Here is a 20,828-nt window from a genome sequence, read left to right as displayed (position 1 = left end):
CCCCAGCCGCTGTTCTCGGGCCGCGTATGGACGCTGCTGGTGCTGCTGACCGTGGTTGTCGCCATCGGCGTGCCGGTCTGCGCGCTGGTGTTGCCGGAGACCCATCCGATGCACCTGTCGGCCTACGCGCTGACGCTGTTCGGCAAGATCATGTGCTTTGCGCTGGCCGCCATCGCGCTGGACCTGGTGTGGGGCTACTGCGGCATCCTGAGCCTCGGCCACGGCCTGTTCTTCGCGCTGGGGGGCTATGCGATGGGCATGTACCTGATGCGCTCGATCGGCCGCGAGGGCGTCTACAAGAGCGACCTGCCCGACTTCATGGTGTTCCTGGACTGGAAGGAGCTGCCGTGGTTCTGGCACGGCACCGAGCACCTGCCGTATGCGCTGCTGCTGGTGGTGCTGCTGCCCGGTGTGCTGGCGTGGCTGTTCGGCTTCTTCGCGTTCCGTTCGCGCATCAAGGGCGTGTACCTGTCGATCATCACGCAGGCCATGACCTATGCCGCGATGCTGCTGTTCTTCCGCAACGAGACGGGCTTCGGCGGCAACAACGGCTTTACCGACTTCAAGCGCATCGCCGGCTTTGCCGTGGCCGCGCCGCAGACCCGCACGGCCCTGTTCGTGCTGACGTTCCTGGCGCTGGTGGCCGGGTTCATTGCCTGCCGCTACATCGTCACGTCGAAGCTGGGCCGCGTGGTGACCGCCGTGCGCGACGCCGAAACGCGCGTGATGTTCTCGGGCTACAACCCGCTGGGCTACAAGCTGTTCGTGTGGACGTTCTCGGCCGTGCTGTGCGGCATTGCCGGCGCGCTGTACGTGCCGCAGGTGGGCATCATCAACCCGGGCGAGATGTCGCCGGCGAACTCGATCGAAATGGCCGTGTGGGTGGCCGTGGGTGGCCGCGGCACGCTGATCGGGCCCATCGTCGGCGCGTTCCTGGTGAACGGTGCCAAGACCATGTTCACGGCCTACTTTGCCGAGTACTGGCTGTTCCTGCTGGGCGCGATGTTCGTGCTCGTGACGCTGTACCTGCCCGACGGCGTGGTTGGCCTGGTGCGCCGCCTGCGCGGCCAGCGCACCGCCGCGGAAAAGATCGAGGCGGCCACCGATGAAGCGGTGGTGGCGCCACAACAAGGGAGCAACGCATGAACGCCGCGCTGGGACTGCAACAGGCCGAGAACGGAGACGCCACCGGCCTGGGCCGCATCGTCGAACCCGGGGTTATCGACACCACGCACGGCCCCATCCTCTATGTCGAGGACCTGACCGTGCAGTTCGACGGCTTCCGCGCGCTGAACAAGCTGTCGCTGTCGATCGACCACGGCGAGCTGCGCTGCGTGATCGGCCCGAACGGCGCCGGCAAGACGACGATGATGGACGTCATCACCGGCAAGACCGGCCCGCGCAACGCCAACGTGACGGGGCGGGTGTTCCTGGGCCAGACCATCGACCTGATGCGCATGACCGAGCCGAAGATCGCCCAGACCGGCATCGGGCGCAAGTTCCAGAAGCCCACCGTGTTCGAACAGCACGCGGTGTGGGAAAACCTGGAACTGGCGATGAAGGCCGACAAGCGCTGGTGGTCGTCGCTGCGTGCGCGGCTGACCGGCGAGGGCCATCGCCGTATCGAGGAAACGCTGGCGCTGACCGGCCTGGAAGACGAGGCCTACCGGCCCGCCGGCCTGCTGTCGCACGGCCAGAAGCAGCGGCTGGAGATCGGCATGCTGCTGATGCAGCAGCCGCAACTGCTGCTGCTCGACGAGCCGGTGGCCGGCATGACCGACGAGGAAACCATGCAGCTTGCGGCGCTGCTCAACAGCCTGCGCGGCAGCTGCTCGATGATGGTCGTGGAGCACGACATGGAGTTCGTGGCCGCACTGGCTGGCGACGCCGGCCGCGTGACCGTGCTGGCCGAAGGCAGCCTGCTGGCCGAGGGCACGCTCGATGCCGTCAAGCGCGACGAGCGCGTGATCGAATCCTACCTGGGAAGATAACCATGCTGCAGGTCAATGCACTGAACCAGTACTACGGCGGCAGCCATATCCTGCGCAACGTGTCGTTCGAAGTGCCGCACGGCAAGCTGACCACGCTGCTGGGCCGCAACGGCGTGGGCAAGAGCACGCTGCTCAAATGCCTGATGGGCGTGGTGCCCACGCGCAGCGGCAGCGTCAGCTGGGACGGCAAGGCGCTGGAGAAGAAGGCGCCGTACGAGCGTGTGTCGGCCGGTCTGGCCTACGTGCCGCAGGGCCGCGAGATCTTCCCGCGCCTGACCGTCGAGGAAAACCTGCTGATCGGTGCCGCCAGCCGCGGCAAGCCCGCCGGCGTGCCCGACCGTATCTACGAGCTGTTCCCGGTGCTGCGCACCATGCGCCAGCGCCGGGGTGGCGACCTGTCGGGCGGCCAGCAGCAACAGCTGGCGATCGGCCGCGCGCTGATGAGCGAACCCCAGCTGCTGATCCTGGACGAACCCACCGAAGGCATCCAGCCGTCGATCATCCAGGACATCGGCCGCGCACTGCGCCTGCTGGTGGACGAGTTCGGCATGACCGTGCTGCTGGTGGAGCAGTACTACGAATTCGCGCGCCATCTGGCCGATCACTATGTGGTGATGAGCCGCGGTGAAGTGGTGGCCAAGGGCGCAGGCGCGACGATGGAGCAGGACGGCGTGCGGGAACTGATCGCGGTGTGATCCCCGGCGAGGGCGTGCGTGCCGCTTCGCCTTCCGGTGATGGCGGCCGCGCGCTATGATCTGTGGGATACCTCCGCGCGCCCCCGCGCCTGCCTTTTCATCATGCGTCATCCGGATTTTCCTTCCTCGCTCGCCATGCCCGTTGCATGGCATGCCCGCCTGCGCCTGCGCTTTGCCGAGCGCGCGGGCCGTACTGCCATGGTCGAGCGCCGCCACGAGGGGCCGCTGCGCGTGCAGAAGCCGCTCTACCCGGAAGGTGCGATCTGCCATGGCGTGGTGCTGCACCCGCCGGCGGGCGTGGCCGGCGGCGACCTGCTCGATATCGACATTGCCGTCGAGGCTGGCGCGCATGCCGTGCTGGCAACGCCCGGCGCCACCAAGTGGTACAAGTCGCAGGGCCGCGACGCCGCCCAGCAGGTGCGTATCGACGTGGCCGAAGGCGCCAGGCTGGACTGGCTGCCGCAGGAAAACATCGTGTTCGACGATGCCCGCGCGCGCATTGCCACCGACGTGGTGGTGGCGCCCGGCGGCAGCGCCATCGGCTGGGACGCCGTGGTGCTGGGCCGGCTGGCATCGGGCGAGCATTGGTCCCGGGGCTCGCTGTGGCTCGATACGCGCATTGCCGGCCCGGATCGCGCATTGTGGATCGAGCAGTCGCATTTCGACGCCGCGTCGCCATTGCGTGGCGCGCTGGCCGGTATGGACGGTCTGTCCATCCTCGGCACGCTATGGGCCGTGGGGCAGGGCGCCACGCAGGAACTGGCCGAGTCGCTGGCCGAGCAGTTGCCGTACCGCCCGGACCTGCGTGCCGGCGTGACCTGCCTGGCAGGACGCGGGCAGCCGGCAAGCCAGTCGATGCTGCTGCTGCGCGTGCTGGGCCGCGACATGGAAGCGGTGCGCCACCTGATGATCGATGGCTGGAACGCCCTGCGCATGCCGATACATGGCGTGCCGGCCCGGCCGCTGCGGCTCTGGGCCACCTGAACGACGCTTACGCCGACGCAAAACGCCAACAAGAACACCAGAACGGAAAGCCAACATGGAACTGACTCCGCGCGAGAAAGACAAGCTGCTGATCTTCACCGCCGCCCTGCTGGCCGAGCGCCGCCGGGCGCGCGGGCTCAAGCTCAACTACCCCGAGGCGGTGGCGCTGATCACGGCCGCCATCATGGAAGGCGCGCGCGACGGCCGCACCGTGGCCGAACTGATGCACGAGGGCACCACGGTGCTGCGGCGCGAGGACGTCATGGATGGCGTGGCCGAGATGATTCCGGAAATCCAGGTGGAGGCCACGTTCCCGGACGGCACCAAGCTGGTCACCGTGCACCACCCGATCGTCTGAATCCGATCACCGAACCGAACGCTCAACAAGAAGAGGACCAACCCTATGCACCGCCCGACCTTCGCACGCCCGACTCTCGCCCGCGTCATGACCGGCGCCACGCTCTCGCTGGCAGCCGCTTCCGCCTTTGCCCACCCCGGCCACGATGCCGCCACGGTCGGCGCCAGCCTGTTCGCTGGCCTGGCGCACCCGTTCACGGGCGCCGATCACCTGCTGGCAATGGCCGCCGTGGGCGTCTGGAGCGCGTTGATCGCCGCGCCAAAGGGCGCCTTCGGCCAGGGCGCATCGAAGCTGGACATGCTGCGCCTGCCGCTGGCCTTTGTCGTCATGATGCTGGTTGGCGCGGCGCTGGGACTGGCCGGCGTGACGCTGCCGGCCGTGGAGCCGATGATCGCCGTCTCGCTGCTCGTGATCGGCCTGCTGGTGGCTGCGCGCGCCCGGCTGTCGGCGCTGTCCGGCATGGCCATCGTCGGTGGCTTCGCGCTGTTCCACGGCTATGCGCACGGGGCAGAGCTGCCTGCCACCGCCGCGGCGCTGCCTGGCGTGCTGGCCTATGTCGGCGGCTTTGCTGTCAGCACCATGACGCTGCACGTGATGGGTATCGGCGCGGGCGCGTTCCTGCGTCGCCATGCGGGCTGGATGGCGCGCGTGGCCGGGGCGGGCGTGGCGCTGTATGGCGTCGGCCTGCTGGTGGCCTGAAGTCCGCAAAGGAGCCTGGCGATGATTCCCGGTGAACTGATGCCGCTTGACGGCGAGATCGAACTGAACGCGGGCCGTGCCACGGTCGGCGTGACGGTGGCAAATACGGGCGACCGTCCGGTGCAGGTCGGGTCGCACTTCCACTTCTATGAAACCAACGCGGCGCTGTCGTTCGACCGCGAAGCCACGCGCGGCTTCCGGCTGGATATCGCGGCCGGTACGGCGGTGCGCTTCGAGCCGGGCCAGTCGCGCACGGTGCAGCTTGTGGCGCTGGACGGCGACCGCATCGTCTATGGGTTCAACGGCAAGATCATGGGAGCGCTGTGATGAGCGTGAAGATTTCGCGGCAGGCCTATGCCGAGATGTTTGGCCCGACCACCGGCGACCGCCTGCGGCTGGCCGACACCGGCCTGGTCATCGAAGTGGAAAAGGATTTCACGATCTACGGCGAGGAGGTCAAGTTCGGCGGCGGCAAGGTGATTCGCGATGGCATGGGCCAGAGCCAGCGCATGTCGAAGGACTGCGTCGACACGGTCATCACCAATGCGCTGATCATTGACCACTGGGGCATCGTCAAGGCTGACATCGGCCTCAAGCACGGCCGCATCGCCGGAATCGGCAAGGCCGGGAACCCCGACATCCAGCCGGGCGTGACCATCGTCGTGGGCCCCGGCACCGAGGTGATCGCCGGCGAGGGCATGATCGTCACGGCGGGCGGCATCGACACGCACATCCACTTCATCTGCCCGCAGCAGATCGACGAGGCGCTGATGAGCGGCGTGACGACGATGATCGGCGGCGGCACCGGCCCGGCCACGGGCACCTTCGCCACCACCGTCACACCCGGGCCGTGGTACATGGAGCGCATGCTGCAGGCTGCCGATGCCTACCCGATGAACATTGGCTTCCTGGGCAAGGGCAACGCCAGCCAGCCGGCGCCGCTGACCGAGCAGGTGGAGGCAGGGGCCATCGGCCTGAAGCTGCACGAGGACTGGGGCACCACGCCGCAGGCCATCGACACCTGCCTGTCCGTGGCGGACGACACCGATACGCAGGTGGCCATCCACACCGATACGCTCAACGAAGGCGGCTTTGTCGAGGCGACGATTGCAGCGTTCAAGGGCCGCACGATCCACACGTACCACACCGAAGGCGCGGGCGGCGGCCATGCACCGGACATCATCAAGGTGTGCGGCGAATCGAACGTGCTGCCGTCGTCGACCAACCCGACGCGGCCGTACACGGTGAACACGCTCGACGAGCACCTGGACATGCTGATGGTCTGCCATCACCTGGACCCGGCCATTGCCGAGGACATCGCCTTTGCCGAGTCGCGCATCCGGCGCGAGACCATCGCCGCCGAGGACATCCTGCACGACCTGGGCGCGTTCTCGATGATCTCCAGCGATTCGCAGGCCATGGGCCGCGTGGGCGAGGTCATCATCCGTACCTGGCAGACTGCGCACAAGATGGCGGCGCAGCGCGGCAAGCTGCCCGGCGATCCGCACGATGCGCGCGGCGGCCACGACAATTTCCGCGTGCGCCGCTATGTCGCCAAGTACACGATCAATCCGGCGCTGACGCACGGCATTGCGCACGAGGTGGGGTCGATCGAGGTGGGCAAGTGGGCCGACCTGGTGCTGTGGAAGCCGGCGTTCTTCGGCGTGAAACCGAGCCTGATCCTGAAGGGCGGCATGATCGCGGCGGCGGCCATGGGCGACCCCAATGCCTCGATCCCGACGCCGCAGCCCGTGCACTACCGGCCCATGTTCGCGTCGGCCGGCGGAGCGCTGCCGAAATCGTCGCTGACGTTTGTCTCGCAGGCGGCACTGGCGGCCGATGTGGGCGGGCGCTACGGGCTTGCCAAGACGCTGGCCGCCGTACGCGGATGCCGCACCGTCAGCAAGCGCGACATGGTGCACAATGACTGGCAGCCGCACGTCACCGTGGACCCCGAGACCTACCAGGTGGTGGCCGACGGCCAGTTGCTGATGTGCGAGCCCGCCACGGTGCTGCCGATGGCGCAACGCTACTTCCTGTTCTGAAGCCGAAGCCGTGATCAAGATCGACAAAGTCCTGCCCGCGCCGCATGGTATCGCCCCCGTGCTGGTGCGGCGCGCCCCCAAGCTGGTCCTGCCGTTCGGCGACCGCAGCAAGAGCCGCCTGCGCGCGGCGCTCGACAATGGCACCGAGGCGGCGCTGTTCCTGCCACGCGGCACCGTGCTGCGCGGCGGTGACCTGCTGGTGGCCGAGGACGGCACCTTCGTCGAGGTCCAGGCCGCGCCGGAATCGGTGCTGCAGGTGACAGCCACCGATCCGCTGGCCCTGATGCGCGCGGCGTACCACCTTGGCAACCGCCATACGCCGGTGGAAGTGGGGCGCGACTACCTGCGCCTGGAATTCGACCCGGTGCTGGCCGATATGCTGACGCGCCTGGGCGTGCAGATCGTGCGCGCCGAGCAGCCGTTCGAGCCCGAGGCCGGCGCCTATGGCGGCGGCCACAAGCACGGCCACGACGCGACCTTCGCCGAAGACTACGCGGCGGCCCAGGCAGTGTTCCACGAGCATCACGGGCATGACCACGGGCATAGCCATGGTCATGGTCACGGCCACGACCATTCGCACGGCCACGGGCACGATCACGTGCACGACGCGCACTGTGGGCACAAGCACTAACCGAATGTGATCGTGAATCAGACGCTTGCCCTCTCCCCCAACCCCTCTCCCGTGCACGGGAGAGGGGAGACCACCACCGAGGTGTCGAACGCCGCTGGTTTTCTCCCCTCTCCCGCCAGCGGGAGAGGGGCCGGGGGAGAGGGCAGGCGGCTGACCAACCACGAATTCGCGAAAGCGCTACGCTCCCATCAAACTGCAGCCGAAGAGCGCCTGTGGTACTTCCTGCGTGCCCATCGCTTCTTTGGCCTGAAATTCAGACGTCAGACGCCAGTCGGGCCGTATATTGCCGACTTCATCTGCATGGAGCACAAACTGATCGTCGAGGCCGATGGTAGTCAGCATGGCTCGCTTTACGACGTCGATCGCGATGTGTGGCTGCGAGACCAGGGCTTTACGGTGCTGCACTTCTGGAACAACGAGATCCACGATCAGATCGAGGGTGTGCTGGAAACCATTCGTCAGGCTGCTTTGGCCAATGGATTCGTTGAGGGGTTGCCGGCAACCGGTAAGCGGAGCCAGACGCCATGACGGCACTTCCGCAACTGATCTCGCTGCTGCACCTTGCGTCGCCGGCGTTGCCGATTGGCGGGTTCAGCTATTCGCAGGGGCTTGAGGCGGCCATCGACTGCGGGATGGTCGGCGATGCCGCGACGGCCGAGCACTGGATTCGCGACAATCTGATGCATGTGCAGGCCCAGTGCGAGGCGCCGGTCTGGCTGCTGCTGCATCGTGCCTGGCGGCAGCAGGACGCGGCATCGGTTGCCCGCTGGAACGACTGGTTCCACGTCACGCGCGAAACGTCCGAGTTGCGGCTCGAAACCGAGCAGATGGGCTGGTCGCTGGCAAAGCTGATTGCCCAGATGGAGTGGGGCGATGCGGCATTGCGCGACACCTTGCGCGGCCTGTCGCCGCTGTGCCTGCCCACGGCCTTTACGGCGGCGTGCGTGGCGCTCGATATCGATGCCCGCGAGGGGCTGGCCGCCTATGCCTTCAACTGGGCCGAGAACCAGGTGGCTGCCGCGCTCAAGGCGGTGCCGCTGGGCCAGGTGGCCGGCCAGCAGATCCTGCGCGGCCTGCACCGCCATGTGCTCGACGCCGTGGATGAGGCCACCCGCCGTGCCGATGCCGAGCCACCGCGGCTTTCCACGTTTTCCCCGATGCTGGGCCTGCTGTCGGCACGGCACGAGACCCAGTATTCCCGGCTTTTCCGCTCCTAGCGCACCTGAATCCGATCATGACCCGAACCAAGAAGAATCCTCCGCTGCGCGTTGGCGTGGGCGGCCCCGTGGGCTCCGGCAAGACCACCCTGCTGGAGATGCTCTGCAAGGCCATGCGTGACCGCTATGACCTGGTCGCCATCACCAACGATATCTACACCAAGGAAGACCAGCGCCTGCTGACGATCTCGGGCGCCCTGCCGGCCGAGCGCATCATGGGCGTGGAAACGGGCGGCTGCCCGCACACGGCGATCCGCGAGGACGCTTCCATCAACCTGGAAGCAGTGGACCGCATGCTGGCCCGGTTTCCGGATGCCGACGTGGTGTTCATCGAATCGGGAGGCGACAACCTGGCCGCGACCTTCAGCCCGGAATTGTCCGATCTGACGATCTACGTGATCGATGTGGCGGGGGGGGAGAAGATTCCTCGCAAGGGCGGACCAGGGATTACGAAGTCCGACCTGCTGGTGGTCAACAAGACCGACCTGGCGCCCTACGTGGGGGCGTCGCTCGAAATCATGGAGAGCGATACGCGCAAGATGCGCGGCGATCGTCCGTTCGTGATGGGCAGTGTCAAGTCAGGGCAGGGCCTGGACCAGGTGATTGCCTTTATCGAGCAGCAGGGCATGCTGAACGTCTGAGCCTGCATGCGCCCTGCCTCGGGCGGGGCGTTTCAGCGAGCGTGCCGGCGCGCCAGTGCCCGTGCCACGCCAGCCACGACGTCGCGATCGACGTCGTTGAGATCGGCCATATAGCGCAGCGTTGCCTGTACCGAGGGAGACTGCTCGGCGTCGAACGGCGAGCGGGCGGCTTCCTGCGCCTCTTCCGGTCGATGCTTGGAAAAGTCAAGCATCTCGGTAGGCGAAACACCGAGCGTGTCAGCGAGGGTACAAATGTTATATAGCGCAACATTGCGCGTGCCGCGCTCGATGCCGCTGAGGTAGGATCGGGCCAGGCCGCTTTCCAGCGACAGCGCTTCCTGTGACCAGCCACGCTGCTTGCGCAACCAGGTCAAATGTCGCCCGAACAGCTTGAGTGGGTCTGCTGTCATATGCTGCTGTGTGGATATTAAGTCGCTAAGTCGATCGAGACTAAGGGCTCGATCTATGCGGAACGACAACTTATAGTTTGTCGTTCTATCGGTACCAGATCCTCATCGTAAGCGATACGCCTGTCGCCAATGCGGCACAGTTGCCGCGCGGGGCAGTCATCACAGACCCCCTTGGTACGTGATGACCAGGCGGCGTCGATGTGGCGGAAATCCGCGCCACGCGGACCATTGGGCATCCGGCACCCTCCGCACGCAAGCCCGATTTCATCGAAATACCATCCGGCTTTTCATGCCTCCGCTGCCGGGCCGGAATCCGTTATTTGACACGAGCAATCGATGCCGGTTTCGGCATCGATTCTCATTACTGTGTCATTCCGGCAACGGCCAGCTCCTGACGCCTGCCGCAAGCCGTGCGGATTACGACACCCGTCCGGGTGATGCCAGGGCTTAGCGCCGCTGGTATTGCGTGGCGCCGAACAGGATCTCGCGCTCCTTGTCCGATTGCAGCGGCTTGCGTTCCTTTGCCAGGACCTCCACGCCGCGCTTCACGGCCGGGCGCTCGGCAATCTCGTTGAACCAGCGCTTCAGGTGCGGGTAGTCGTCCAGCTCCACGCCCTGGTTCTGCCAGCTGCGCAGCCACGGGAACGTGGCGATGTCCGCGATCGAATAGCTGTCACCGGCCAGCCAGGCGTGTTGCGACAACTGCTTGTCGATCACGCCATACAGCCGCTTGGCCTCGTTGGTATAGCGGTTCACCGCGTATTCGATTTTCTCGGGCGCATAGATCCGGAAATGGTGCGCCTGGCCCAGCATCGGGCCGACACCACCCATCTGGAACATCAGCCACTGCAGCGCATCGTACTTGCCGCGTACGTCGTCGGGCAGGAACTTGCCAGTCTTGCTGGCCAGGTACAGCAGGATCGCGCCCGATTCGAACAGCGAGATCGGCTCGCCGTCGGGGCCGTCGCTGTCGACGATCGCCGGAATCTTGTTGTTGGGGCTGATCTTCAGGAAGTCGGCGCCGAACTGGTCGCCGGCACCGATATTGATCGGGTGGACCTTGTACTCCAGGCCGCATTCCTCAAGCATGATGTGGACCTTGTGGCCGTTCGGGGTGGCCCAGGTGTAGACGTCGATCATGTGCAACGTTCTCCGTGGAAGATAGGCCGGGGAATTTAAGCACAGAGTGAATAACCCTGCTGGCCGTGCATGAAAAAGCCCGGCACAGGGCCGGGCTTCTCGCGTGGCAGGCCACCGGGCCTGTCACGAACCGCGCGTCACGGGCATCTGGATGCTGTCGGCATTGACGTTCATGTGCTTGGCCAGTTCCAGCTTGGCGATGGCGTTGCGGTGTACCTCATCCGGGCCGTCAGCCAGGCGCAGCGTGCGCTGGTGCGCCCACCAGTTGGCCAGCGGGAAGTCGCCGGACACGCCCGCGGCGCCGTGCACCTGGATGGCCCAGTCGATCACGCGCAGCGCCACGTTCGGCGCCACCACCTTGATCATCGCGATTTCGGCCTTCGCCACCTTGTTGCCCACGGTGTCCATCATGTAGGCGGCCTTCAGCGTCAGCAGGCGGGCCATCTCGATATCGCAACGGGCTTCGGCGATGCGCTCCTGCGTCACGCCCTGGCGGGCCACTTCCTTGCCGAACGCCACGCGTTGCAGGCTGCGCTTGCACATCAGTTCCAGCGCACGCTCGGCCACGCCAACGCTGCGCATGCAGTGGTGGATACGGCCCGGGCCCAGGCGGCCCTGCGCGATCTCGAAGCCGCGGCCTTCGCCCAGCAGGATATTGCTGGCCGGCACGCGCACGTTCTTCAGTTCGATTTCCATGTGGCCGTGCGGCGCGTCGTCGTAGCCGAACACGGGCAGGAAGCGCTTGATGGTGATGCCCGGCGTGTCGGCCGGCACCACGATCATCGACTGCTGCTCGTGGCGGCCCGCCTCGGGGTCGGTCTTGCCCATCACGATGTAGACCTTGCAGCGCGGATCGCCGGCTCCCGACGACCACCACTTGGTGCCGTTGATGACGTAATGGTCACCATCGCGCTCGATGCGGCATTCGATATTGGTGGCGTCGGACGAGGCGACGGCCGGCTCGGTCATCAGGAAGGCCGAGCGGATCTCGCCGCGCAGCAGCGGTTCCAGCCACTGGTCCTTCAGTTCTTCCGACGCGTAGCGCTCCAGCGTCTCCATGTTGCCGGTGTCCGGCGCGGCGCAGTTGAACACCTCGGCCGACCAGGGCACCCGGCCCATGATCTCGCACATCGGCGCATATTCCAGGTTCGACAGGCCTTCCGGGGCCCGCTTCGAGCGCGGCAGGAACAGGTTCCACAGGCCGGCTTCGCGGGCCAGCGGCTTCAGTTCTTCCACGACCTTGGTCGGCACCCATGCATTGCCCGCTTCGCGGTTGGCCTGCACCTCGGCGTAGAAGCGCTTTTCGTTCGGGTAGATGTGCTTGTCGAAGAAGGCCAGCAGCCTGGCCTGCATCTCCTTGACCTTGGGCGAGTATTCGAATTGCATGGGGTCTCCTCGGGGTTTTTGATGGGCACGCCGTGCCGACTGTGGCTACTCTAGCGGAACGAGGCTAATTAGAAAAATGAATTTTCTGGATTGGTCAGTATCAATCTGCTGCATTCCATGCCAGAATGCGCGACATTGATGCCTCAGTAAAGCACGCGTGCAGGAAGGTGCCATGCAACTCAGCCGGATCGACCTCAATCTCTTCGTCGTGTTCGACGCCATCTACAGCGAAGGCAGCATCACGGCCGCGGCGCGCCAGCTGAACCTGACGCAGCCCGCCGTGAGCCACGCGCTGGGGCGCCTGCGCACGCTGTTCGACGATCCGCTGTTCGAGCGGCGCGGGCAGGGCATGGCGCCCACGCCGCTGGCGCGGTCGCTGGCGGGCGAGGTGCGCGGCGCGCTGCAATCGTTCGCCCGCACGTTGCAGGACACCCCGCACTTCGATCCCGCCAACACCACGCGGCGCTTCACCATCGGCATGCGTGACGCGCTGGAAAGCACGCTGCTGCCGCCGCTGATGGCGCGCGTGACCGCCATGGCGCCACACGTGGAAATCGCCGCCATCCGCTTTGATCGTCGCGAGATGGAGTCCGAACTGCTGGCCGGCACGCTGGACACCGCCATCGACATCCTGCTGCCGGTGTCGCCCGCCATTCACCACAGTGCCTTCATGTCGGACCCGATGGTGGTGCTGGCCCGGCGCGACCATCCGCTGGTGAAGAAGGAACTGACGCTGGAACGCTACCTGTCGGCCGAGCACGTGCATGTGTCGTCGCGCCGGCGCGGGGCAGGGCTGGAGGACCAGGCGCTGCACCGCATGGGCCTGACGCGCCGTGTGCGGCTGCGCTGCCAGCACTACGCGGCGGCCTGCCGCGTGGTCAGCTGTACGGACCTGCTGGCCACGCTGCCGCTGCGCTACGCACGCATCGCCAACGAGCCCTATGCCAACCGGCTGCTGTCGCTGCCGTTCAAGGTGCCGTCGCTGGAACTGCACCTGTACTGGCACGCGGGCGGCGAGAACGATGGCGCCAACCGCTGGCTGCGCGAGCAGCTGATGGCGGTCATGTCGTCGCTGGGCAGCGGCATGGGCGATGTCTCGGCCGGGGCGGACGCCTGAGCCACGGTTGATGGGCCGCGCAGGCGCAGTGCAGCGCGCTCGGATCACAGCGTAAGAAAGTGTTCGAAAGATGGACGGTGGTGGCAGGCGTCCCTACCATCACTGCGTTCCATCTGTCCCCGACGCCTCAAATGGCGGCGCCGCAGCGCCCAGGCGTCGTCCCGGTTCACACACCGGGATGCGGGCAGTTTCCCCAATCCAGACCTATGACATCGAGGCACGCTCACATGCCAGGGAAACTCTTGCGCTCTGCTTTCATCAACGGACGACCGATTGCACTCGGCGCCATCGCCGCCTGTGCCGCTTTGACACTGGCCGCATGCGGCGGCGGTGACGGTGGCGGTTCCGCAACCTCGGCCAGCAGCGGCGGTGGCGGCAGCGCGGCGCAATCGGGCTCGGCTGCCCAGCCGGCCACCAGCGGCCAGGCTGCTGCCGCTCCGACCCCCGGCGGGACCGACCGCGCCTGCTATACGGTATCGGGCACCGCACCGGCACCGGTGACCGGTTCGGTCGCCCTGCTGCCCGCGCGTGGCACGGGCGTGTCCGGCTATCACGTACTGGCCGATGCGCGCAGCGCGGGCCTGTGCTACGCCAACTATCGCCGCGAGCAGGTGGGCCTGGCCCCGCTGACCGCCCGCGACGCGCTCAACACCGTGGCCCAGAACCACACGGCCTACATGCTCGCCAACAACACGCTGACGCACGACGAGCAATCGGGCAAGCCCGCCTACACCGGCGCGGCCCCGAACGACCGCATCCAGGCCGCTTACGCCAGCAATGCCACGGCCGAAGTGGTGGCCGGCGCCAATCGCTGGACGTCGCAGGCGGGCGCAGACCTGTCGATGACGCCCAAGGATCAGCTCGTGATCGATCTGGTCGATGCCCCGTTCCATCGCGCGGCACTGCTGGGCAGCTACGGCTCGGCCGGCAGCGGGTTTGCCGAAAGCGTGGGCGCGGGCAGCAGCGGCGGCACGCAGGCGTACTACTTCCAGACCATCGACCTTGCCGACCGCAGCCCGGGCGGCGCCGATAACCAGATGGTGGCGTATCCGTACAACGGCCAGGCCGATGTGCCGGTCAGCTGGGTCAACAGCGAGAGCCCGAATCCGGCACCGGCCTACGCGGGCAAGACCATGGGCTATCCGGTCACGGTGCAGGCGGTGAACACGTCGCTGGTGTTCAATGCCGACACGTTCTCGATCACCGATGCGTCGGGCAACACCGTGCCGTGCGAGAAGGTGGATGCCCGCACGTCGGGCATGTCCGGCGCCGCGAGCGGGCTGGCGATCTGCACGCCCACGGCACCGCTGGCCAGCAAGACGCGCTACAACGTGACGGTCAGCGGAACGCTGAACGGGCAGGGCGTGAACCTGAACTGGTCGTTCACCACGCTGTAATGCTGTGAGCGAGAACGCCTGGCGCCATGCCGGGAAGAAAACGGGAGGCATCTGCCTCCCGTTTTTCATGGCGCGCCCTTGTCTGGCGGCCTGCTATTTGACGCCGGGATGCTCGGCACCCTGTTCGATGCGCAACTGGCCGCGTGCGAGCGCGTCGTCGCGCTGGATGCCGTAGGGCGCCACGGGTCGCGCATCGGCAGGCATGGCCGCCCACAGGCGCGCCACCCAGTCGCGCACGGCCGCATTGTCTGGCTCTGCGCTCCACACTTGCAGCCCCTTGCCGGGGCGCCATTGCATGGCAACCGATGCGGGATCGTCTTCCAGCGTGACGGTGGCCGATTTCTCCGCCACGGGCGCGGCCGCCTTTGCCGTGGCCTTTGAAGCGGCCAGCGATTCAGCGGGCGCTGGCACCGGCGCGGGCGCCGCCATATACGCCGACTGTGGCATGCGCCGTGCGCGCGCTTCGGCACCGGCGCCTGGTGTGGCTGCGGGTGCCGGTGCTGTATCGGCCTGTGCCTGTATCGATGCCATCGGTGCTGGCGCGGCCAGGATGGCGGGTGCGGCAGGGGCGGCGGGCGCAGGAGGCGAGGGTGCCAGCGCGGCGGTGGCCGGTACCGATGAAGGCTCGGGCAAAGGCGCCGGTAGAGGCGCCGGTAGAGGCGCAGGCGGCGCCGCAAAGGCAGGCGACGGAGCCGGCGGCGGTGCATGCGACGGTGCCGGTGCGCGTTCCCTGCGGGCGGCCTGCGATGGCGCGGCCGGTCGACTTACGGGCGCTGTCGCCGGTGCGGTGGCCGACGGGGCGTCCGCGGTCTGCGTTTCCGGCGGCGATTCCTGCGTGGCTGGCGCGATGTCCGGAGCCGGCGTGGATGCCAGCGCCGGTTCGGCCCGCGGTGCCGGTCCTGCGTTGTCGGCGATGATGACGTTCGACGAAAGCGCGGCCGTCATCGGCGTGCCGTCATCGAGCTGGCTCAGCACGATCTTCGTGGCAAGGCCCGCCACGGCGAACGCGGTGGCCGCGACGCCAAGCGACTTCCACCAGCGCGACACCGCAGAAGCGCGCCTGGCCGGTGGGGCCGCAGCCCGCGCCACGGATGCGGCTGCCGCCGCTGCGTCGCGCTGCTGCGCGGCCTGCGCGCGCAGCCATGCCGCGGTGGGCGCGCTGACCGGTGCACCGAGCACGTCGCCGGCCGGCTTGCCTTGCAGCACCTGGCCGAACACCACATCGCGGCGCGTGGCCTGCGCGGCCTGCAGTCGCGCGGCCTCGCGCAGCACGCTGTCGGACAGCGTGGGCGGGGCGGCGAAGGTGGGCGGGGGCGCCGATGCCCGCACCGCATCGCGCTCCGCTTCGGCGGCCATGCGCGCCTGCACCGCGCGCGCGGCGGAGACCACGGCACTGCTCAGGCTGGCTGGCGCCTCAAAGCGCGGCACGTCGCGCAACAGCGCGGACAACCGGTCTTCGCCGGCGATAAAGCGGTCGGCGGCGTCGTGGCGCGAGTCGTCGGGGCGCAGTGTTGTCATGGCCGGGGCTCCCCGGCGACCATGCCGCCATCGGCCAGCACCGTGCGCAGCCGTGCAAACGCATAGCGCAGCCGGCTTTTCACCGTTTCGAACTTCTCGCCCAGCATTGCGGCGATTTCCTCGACGCTCATCTCGCTGAAAAAGCGCAGCACCACCACTTCGCGTTGCGCCACGGGCAGCTGCAGCAGCGCCTGGTGCACGCTGGTCAGATGCTCGCGCAATTGCGCCTCGGTCTCGGGCGTCAGATCGTCGACCGGCATTTCCGGTTCGTGCGCGTCGATCGATTCACGCAGCCGCGCGTGCGCGCTGCGCACCTGGTCCAGCCAGGCGTTGCGCGCGATCTGGAACAGGAAGGTGCGGAACGCGGCGGTGGGCGTGTAGTCGCCACAGCGCGTCATCAGCTGGATCCACGTCTTCTGCGCGATGTCCTCGGCTTCGCCCGTGTCGCCACGGCAGAGCCAGGCAACATAGTTGAACAGTCCGCTGTTGTGGCGGCGGAACAGTTCGCCGATCGGGGCCTCGATGACGCCGCCCGCCACCAGCAGCATCAGGTCGGCGTCGGGCAGCGCAGCAATATTGGGGGTGGGGCTGGCAGGCGTCATGGCATCGAGTATAGATCGCCGGTCAGCGGGCGTCGGCACCGGCCGGCATCGGCACCGTCTGCAGCGCCTGCGCCAGCGCCACGAGCTTCAGGAACTCGCCCCGGTAGCCAAAGCGATCCGCGCCGCGCGCATCCTGCGCCAGGGCACGTGCATCGTCGAGCGTCCATCGGCCGGTGAACCTGCCGCCGCGCAGCACCTGACCGAAGCCGCTGACGGCGGCCGCGAAGCGAAAGTCGGCATCGCCCTGGGCCAGCGGGCGGATGGTGTCGCGCGCGACGGTGACGTCGGTCAGCTCGCTGGCGCTGGCGCCGGGGCGCTTGTAGCGCAGCTTCACATGCGCGAGTTCGTTGCCATGGCGGCTCGCGGTGGCTGTCGGCTGGTAACGCAGGTCATCGATCAGCCCCGGCCCGTCGGCCAGCGTCAGTTCGTACAACGCCGTCACGGTATGGCCGGCACCGATATCGCCTGCGTCCACCTTGTCGTTGTTGAAGTCCTCGCGCGCCAGCAGGCGGTTTTCGTAGCCGATCAGCCGGTACTCGCGTACCGTGGCCGGATTGAATTCCACCTGGATCTTCACGTCGCGGGCAATGGTTGCCAGCGTCGAACTCATTTCGCTGACCAGCACCTTGTTGCCTTCCGTGAGATTGTCGATGTACGAGTACGCGCCGTCGCCGGCATCGGCCAGCTGCTCCATGAGCTGGTCGTTGTAGTTGCCGGTGCCGAAGCCAAGCGTGGACAGCGATACGCCCGACTTGCGCTTCTCCTCGACCAGGCTCTTCAACTGGCGGAAGTCGGTGATGCCGACGTTGAAGTCGCCGTCGGTGGCAAGCAGCACGCGATTGATGCCGCCAGCGACATAGCGCTGCTGCGCTGCCTGGTAGGCCAGCGCGATGCCGCTGGCGCCGGCCGTGCTGCCGCCCGCCACGAGCTGGTCGATGGCGCTGGCAATCGCGGTCTTTTCGCTGCCGGGCGTGGGTGGCAGCGCCACGCGTGTGCTGCCGGCGTAGGTGACCAGCGTGATGCGATCCTGAGGGCGCAGCGCGTTGACCAGCAGCTTCAGTGACGCCTTCAGCAGCGGCAGCTTGTCGGGCGCGTTCATCGAACCGGACACATCGACCAGGAAAACGAGATTGGCGGCAGGCAGGCTGGCGCGCGCCATGTCCTGGCCCTTGATACCGATCCGCAGCAGCACGTTGCGCGGCTGCCAGGGGGCAGGCGCCAGCGCGGCATGCACGGCGAAGGGCCTGCCGTCGGCCGGCCCGGCGTAGTCGTAGGAAAAGTAGTTGACCAGTTCCTCGACGCGCACCGCATCGGATGGCGGCAGGCGCCCCGCATTGAGCATGCGGCGCACGTTGCTGTAGCTGCCAGTGTCGACATCGATGCTGAACGTGGAAACTGGCGCCTGTGCCACCTGCCGGACGCCGTTTTCGTCGATCGCTCCATAGCGTTCGCGGTCCTGCGGTGGCGGGGCGAACGCGGGCGCGGGCGCGGGCGTCACCATCAGCGCAGACAGCGCAGGCGACTGCGGAGCGGGCACGCGCATGGCCCTGTGGGCTTCCGGGCGGGTCTCCGCGCGGGCCTGCGCAGGAGCTTCCGCGGCCGGCTCGCGATTTCGGGAGCTGTCCCGGGATGCCCCGGGCTTGCCAGTCTTCTCTGCCGGGGGCTGGAGGATATACGGCGGCGTGGGCGCGGGCACCGGTGGCGGCGCCGGCTCTGCCGGATGTGCTGCCGGGCTGACCGGTGGCGATCCGCTGCATGCGGCCAGCCCCAGCGCCATGACGGCGCCAAGCGCTGCCGTCCATGGGGTGATGTTCGATGCAGAAAGCCCTGTGCGCATGTTGTTCTCCTTGTGGCATGCAGCCGGCGCGAAGCGCGCCCTGGGCATGAAACGAAGCAGGCCCGCGCACGGGGTTGACGCCAGTCACGAATTTATTCGCGCCTGCCATGCTGCCCTGCCGCAGAAGGCGATGGCGCATAGGAAAAAATGCCGCGAAACGCAAGGCCGGCTTTCAGACGATTCGCACATCCGCCAGCATCTTTCGCCGCTACAATCGCCGAAGATTTCCTCCAGGAGACACGGCATGACTGAAGCAGCGGCACCCCGTTCCACGGACCTGACCTCGCATCCATCCGATTCACTGCGCTGGCGTGGCGCGCTGGCCGTGGCGCTGACCGCGTTGCTGGCGGCCTGCGGAACGCCGGACAAGGGCGCGGGTACACCCGCCGCATCGGCCGCGCCGGCCTCTGCGCCTCCCGCGCAGGCGGCGATGCCGCCAGCCCCTGAAGTGTCGTCGGGCTATCGCCCGGACATGACCACCACCTACGCGCAGAAGCACATGGCGGCCGCAGCCAATCCGCTGGCTACCGAGGCTGGCCGGGAGATCCTGCGGGCTGGTGGCTCGGCCATCGACGCCGCCGTTGCCATGCAGGCCGTGCTGACGCTGGTGGAGCCGCAGGCCACCGGTATTGGCGGCGGGGCCTTCATCATGTACTGGGACGGCAAGCGCGTGCAGGCCTACGATGGCCGCGAGACCGCGCCGGCTGGTGCCACGGAAAACCTGTTCATGCGTGCCGACGGCAAGCCGATGGAATTCTCCGAAGGGCAGATCGGCGGCCGGTCGGTGGGCGTGCCAGGCGTGCTGCGCGCGCTGGAGATGGCCCATCGCGAGCACGGGCGCCTGCCCTGGGCGCGGCTGTTCCAGCCGGCCATCCGCCTGGCGGACAAGGGCTTCCCGATGTCGCAGCGGCTCTATACGCAAGTGGCGGCCGACAAGTTCATGGGCGGCTCGCCCGAGATGACCGGCTACTTCCTGGATGAGCAGGGCAAGGCCAGGGCGGTCGGCTCGATCATCAAGAACCCGCAGCTGGCGCAGACGCTGCGCGAGATTGCCAGGAGCGGCCCGAACGTGTTCTACAACGGGCCGATCGCGCGAGACATCGCCGCCAAGGTCAACGGCCACCAGAACGCGGGCAGCCTTTCGGAGGCGGACCTGAAGGGCTACAAGGCCAAGGTGCGCGTGCCGGTGTGCACGGACTACCGCCAGTGGAAGATCTGCGGCATGCCGCCGCCGTCGTCGGGCGGCATTGCCATTGCGCAGATCCTTGGCACGCTGGAGGCGCTGGAAAAGCGTGATCCGCGCTACGCGCTGGCGAGCCTGAAACCGACGAAGGTCGACCTGCCGTCGCTGATGGAGCCGAATCCGCTGGCCGTCCATGCGATTGCCGAAGCCGACCGGCTGGCCTACGCAGATCGCGGCCTGTATGTGGCCGATGCCGATTTCGTGCCGGTGGACGTGGCCGCGATGGTCAATCCGAACTATCTGGCCGAGCGGGCGGCGCTGATTGGTGACAAGAGCATGGGCAAGGCGCAGCCCGGCACGCCGCCCGGCGTGAAGGTTTCGTTTGCGCCGGATCGCTCGCCGCCGCGCGTTTCCACGTCGCAGATCGTGGCCGTGGACAACCGGGGTGGCGCGCTGTCGATGACGACCACCATCGAGTCGTACTTCGGCTCGCACATCATGGTGCGCGGCTTCATGCTCAACAACCAGCTGACCGACTTCTCGTTCACGCCGACCGAGAACGGCAAGCCGGTGGCCAACCGCGTGCAGGCTGGCAAGCGTCCGCGCTCGTCGATGGCGCCGACGCTGGTGTTCGATCGCCAGAGCGGCAAGCTGGTGGCGGCGCTGGGTTCGCCGGGCGGCTCGCAGATCATCGAGTATGTGTCGAAGACGCTGGTGGGCCTGCTCGATTGGGACATGGACGTGCAGCAGGCCGTGGGCATGGCGAACTTCGGCAGCCGCAATGGCCCGACCGAAGTGGAGAAGGGCCTGGTGACGCCGCAGCTGGTGCAGGCGCTGAAGCAGCAGGGTCACCAGGTGGCCGAGATCGAGATGACCAGCGGCACGCAGGCCATCATGCGCAAGACGGTCAACGGCAAGGCCGTCTGGGCCGGTGGCGCGGACCCGCGCCGCGAAGGCGTGGCACTGGGCGACTGAGT

Annotated in this window: 21 protein-coding genes; 15 read left to right on the top strand and 6 right to left on the bottom strand. The window is 67.4% G+C overall.

Annotated elements, in window-relative coordinates; translation table 11 throughout:
* The 12 genes from urtC to ureG all read left to right on the top strand — a co-directional run.
* On the top strand, positions 1 to 1,146 hold a 1,146-nt coding region (urtC, locus tag A9J21_RS20250), incomplete at its 5' end, for an urea ABC transporter permease subunit UrtC (protein ID WP_066738895.1).
* Positions 1,143 to 1,991, top strand: a complete 849-nt coding sequence (gene urtD / locus A9J21_RS20245) for an urea ABC transporter ATP-binding protein UrtD (RefSeq protein WP_066738894.1) — start codon at positions 1,143 to 1,145, stop codon at positions 1,989 to 1,991. The genes urtC and urtD, both read left to right, overlap by 4 nt.
* A 2-nt stretch (positions 1,992 to 1,993) precedes the next feature.
* Positions 1,994 to 2,686 carry an urea ABC transporter ATP-binding subunit UrtE gene (gene urtE, locus A9J21_RS20240; protein ID WP_066738893.1) on the top strand — a complete coding sequence of 231 codons (693 nt, stop codon included), beginning with the start codon at positions 1,994 to 1,996 and terminating at the stop codon, positions 2,684 to 2,686.
* Between the two features lie 102 nt (positions 2,687 to 2,788).
* Entirely contained in the window at positions 2,789 to 3,670 is an 882-nt protein-coding gene (locus A9J21_RS20235) for an urease accessory protein UreD (protein WP_066738960.1), read from the top strand.
* A 55-nt stretch (positions 3,671 to 3,725) separates the two neighbouring features.
* Positions 3,726 to 4,028 carry an urease subunit gamma gene (locus A9J21_RS20230; RefSeq protein ID WP_066738892.1) on the top strand — a complete coding sequence of 101 codons (303 nt, stop codon included), beginning with the start codon at positions 3,726 to 3,728 and terminating at the stop codon, positions 4,026 to 4,028.
* Between the two features lie 45 nt (positions 4,029 to 4,073).
* Positions 4,074 to 4,727 (top strand): HupE/UreJ family protein, encoded by a 654-nt coding sequence (locus A9J21_RS20225; RefSeq protein ID WP_066738891.1) that lies wholly within the window; start codon positions 4,074 to 4,076, stop codon positions 4,725 to 4,727.
* Between the two features lie 21 nt (positions 4,728 to 4,748).
* The gene (locus tag A9J21_RS20220; protein WP_066738890.1) at positions 4,749 to 5,054 is read left to right on the top strand and encodes an urease subunit beta; all 306 of its coding nucleotides are present in this window, start codon (positions 4,749 to 4,751) and stop codon (positions 5,052 to 5,054) included.
* Complete coding sequence (ureC, locus tag A9J21_RS20215; RefSeq protein WP_066738889.1) at positions 5,054 to 6,772, top strand: urease subunit alpha; 1,719 nt, start codon at positions 5,054 to 5,056, stop codon at positions 6,770 to 6,772. The genes A9J21_RS20220 and ureC overlap by 1 nt, the downstream gene beginning before the upstream one ends.
* 10 nt (positions 6,773 to 6,782) lie before the next feature.
* Positions 6,783 to 7,403 (top strand): urease accessory protein UreE, encoded by a 621-nt coding sequence (gene ureE / locus A9J21_RS20210; protein ID WP_066738888.1) that lies wholly within the window; start codon positions 6,783 to 6,785, stop codon positions 7,401 to 7,403.
* A 12-nt stretch (positions 7,404 to 7,415) separates the two neighbouring features.
* Complete coding sequence (locus A9J21_RS20205; protein WP_231906979.1) at positions 7,416 to 7,931, top strand: endonuclease domain-containing protein; 516 nt, start codon at positions 7,416 to 7,418, stop codon at positions 7,929 to 7,931.
* Positions 7,928 to 8,620, top strand: coding sequence for an urease accessory protein UreF (locus A9J21_RS20200; protein ID WP_066738887.1), 693 nt, complete (start codon positions 7,928 to 7,930; stop codon positions 8,618 to 8,620). The genes A9J21_RS20205 and A9J21_RS20200 overlap by 4 nt, the downstream gene beginning before the upstream one ends.
* Positions 8,621 to 8,637: 17 nt before the next feature.
* Positions 8,638 to 9,261: an urease accessory protein UreG gene (gene ureG / locus A9J21_RS20195; RefSeq protein WP_066738886.1), complete on the top strand. Its 624-nt coding sequence runs from the start codon at positions 8,638 to 8,640 to the stop codon at positions 9,259 to 9,261.
* A gap of 32 nt (positions 9,262 to 9,293) precedes the next feature.
* Here the strand turns inward: ureG and A9J21_RS20190 are convergent, their stop codons facing one another.
* The 3 genes from A9J21_RS20190 to A9J21_RS20180 form a co-directional block, all read right to left on the bottom strand.
* Entirely contained in the window at positions 9,294 to 9,671 is a 378-nt protein-coding gene (locus tag A9J21_RS20190) for a helix-turn-helix domain-containing protein (protein WP_066738885.1), read from the bottom strand.
* Positions 9,672 to 10,118: 447 nt separating this feature from the next.
* A complete protein-coding gene (locus A9J21_RS20185; RefSeq protein ID WP_066738884.1) occupies positions 10,119 to 10,811 on the bottom strand; it encodes a glutathione binding-like protein in 693 nt (230 codons plus the stop codon).
* 123 nt (positions 10,812 to 10,934) lie between these two features.
* Entirely contained in the window at positions 10,935 to 12,197 is a 1,263-nt protein-coding gene (locus A9J21_RS20180) for an acyl-CoA dehydrogenase family protein (RefSeq protein ID WP_066738883.1), read from the bottom strand.
* A gap of 172 nt (positions 12,198 to 12,369) precedes the next feature.
* Between A9J21_RS20180 and A9J21_RS20175 the strand changes: the two genes are divergently transcribed.
* Together A9J21_RS20175 and A9J21_RS20170 are read left to right on the top strand one after the other, a co-directional pair.
* Positions 12,370 to 13,314, top strand: coding sequence for a LysR family transcriptional regulator (locus A9J21_RS20175; RefSeq protein WP_066738882.1), 945 nt, complete (start codon positions 12,370 to 12,372; stop codon positions 13,312 to 13,314).
* Positions 13,315 to 13,541: 227 nt separating this feature from the next.
* Positions 13,542 to 14,711, top strand: coding sequence for a CAP domain-containing protein (locus A9J21_RS20170; RefSeq protein WP_066738881.1), 1,170 nt, complete (start codon positions 13,542 to 13,544; stop codon positions 14,709 to 14,711).
* A gap of 93 nt (positions 14,712 to 14,804) precedes the next feature.
* Here A9J21_RS20170 and A9J21_RS20165 read toward each other — a convergent pair whose 3' ends face one another.
* From A9J21_RS20165 to A9J21_RS20155, 3 genes are read right to left on the bottom strand one after another with little or no spacing between them, the layout of a single operon-like run.
* A complete protein-coding gene (locus A9J21_RS20165; protein WP_066738880.1) occupies positions 14,805 to 16,229 on the bottom strand; it encodes a hypothetical protein in 1,425 nt (474 codons plus the stop codon).
* On the bottom strand, positions 16,226 to 16,831 hold the full coding sequence (locus tag A9J21_RS20160; protein WP_066738879.1) for an RNA polymerase sigma factor: 606 nt from the start codon (positions 16,829 to 16,831) through the stop codon (positions 16,226 to 16,228). Before A9J21_RS20160 ends, A9J21_RS20165 begins: the two co-directional genes overlap by 4 nt.
* Positions 16,832 to 16,853: 22 nt before the next feature.
* Complete coding sequence (locus tag A9J21_RS20155; protein ID WP_156546036.1) at positions 16,854 to 18,608, bottom strand: VWA domain-containing protein; 1,755 nt, start codon at positions 18,606 to 18,608, stop codon at positions 16,854 to 16,856.
* 304 nt (positions 18,609 to 18,912) lie between these two features.
* Here A9J21_RS20155 and ggt point away from each other — a divergent pair, with 304 nt between their 5' ends.
* Positions 18,913 to 20,826 carry a gamma-glutamyltransferase gene (gene ggt, locus A9J21_RS20150; protein ID WP_066738878.1) on the top strand — a complete coding sequence of 638 codons (1,914 nt, stop codon included), beginning with the start codon at positions 18,913 to 18,915 and terminating at the stop codon, positions 20,824 to 20,826.
* Positions 20,827 to 20,828 lie beyond the last annotated feature (2 nt).

Origin of the sequence: Cupriavidus sp. D384, from assembly GCF_001652915.1 — a bacterium.
Classification (GTDB): Bacteria; Pseudomonadota; Gammaproteobacteria; order Burkholderiales; family Burkholderiaceae; genus Cupriavidus.
This window is presented reverse-complemented; position numbering and strand designations above follow the sequence as displayed.

Coding starts and splice junctions, on each gene's coding strand:
- A9J21_RS20190 (WP_066738885.1), bottom strand. CDS start 9,671: ATGACAGCAGACCCACTCAAGCTGTTCGGGCGACATTTGACCTGGTTG.
- A9J21_RS20230 (WP_066738892.1), top strand. CDS start 3,726: ATGGAACTGACTCCGCGCGAGAAAGACAAGCTGCTGATCTTCACCGCC.
- urtE (WP_066738893.1), top strand. CDS start 1,994: ATGCTGCAGGTCAATGCACTGAACCAGTACTACGGCGGCAGCCATATC.
- A9J21_RS20200 (WP_066738887.1), top strand. CDS start 7,928: ATGACGGCACTTCCGCAACTGATCTCGCTGCTGCACCTTGCGTCGCCG.
- A9J21_RS20155 (WP_156546036.1), bottom strand. CDS start 18,608: ATGGCGCTGGGGCTGGCCGCATGCAGCGGATCGCCACCGGTCAGCCCG.
- A9J21_RS20235 (WP_066738960.1), top strand. CDS start 2,789: ATGCGTCATCCGGATTTTCCTTCCTCGCTCGCCATGCCCGTTGCATGG.
- A9J21_RS20170 (WP_066738881.1), top strand. CDS start 13,542: ATGCCAGGGAAACTCTTGCGCTCTGCTTTCATCAACGGACGACCGATT.
- ureG (WP_066738886.1), top strand. CDS start 8,638: ATGACCCGAACCAAGAAGAATCCTCCGCTGCGCGTTGGCGTGGGCGGC.
- A9J21_RS20220 (WP_066738890.1), top strand. CDS start 4,749: ATGATTCCCGGTGAACTGATGCCGCTTGACGGCGAGATCGAACTGAAC.
- A9J21_RS20160 (WP_066738879.1), bottom strand. CDS start 16,831: ATGACGCCTGCCAGCCCCACCCCCAATATTGCTGCGCTGCCCGACGCC.
- urtD (WP_066738894.1), top strand. CDS start 1,143: ATGAACGCCGCGCTGGGACTGCAACAGGCCGAGAACGGAGACGCCACC.
- A9J21_RS20180 (WP_066738883.1), bottom strand. CDS start 12,197: ATGCAATTCGAATACTCGCCCAAGGTCAAGGAGATGCAGGCCAGGCTG.
- ggt (WP_066738878.1), top strand. CDS start 18,913: ATGACTGAAGCAGCGGCACCCCGTTCCACGGACCTGACCTCGCATCCA.
- A9J21_RS20225 (WP_066738891.1), top strand. CDS start 4,074: ATGCACCGCCCGACCTTCGCACGCCCGACTCTCGCCCGCGTCATGACC.
- A9J21_RS20175 (WP_066738882.1), top strand. CDS start 12,370: ATGCAACTCAGCCGGATCGACCTCAATCTCTTCGTCGTGTTCGACGCC.
- A9J21_RS20185 (WP_066738884.1), bottom strand. CDS start 10,811: ATGATCGACGTCTACACCTGGGCCACCCCGAACGGCCACAAGGTCCAC.
- A9J21_RS20165 (WP_066738880.1), bottom strand. CDS start 16,229: ATGACAACACTGCGCCCCGACGACTCGCGCCACGACGCCGCCGACCGC.
- ureC (WP_066738889.1), top strand. CDS start 5,054: ATGAGCGTGAAGATTTCGCGGCAGGCCTATGCCGAGATGTTTGGCCCG.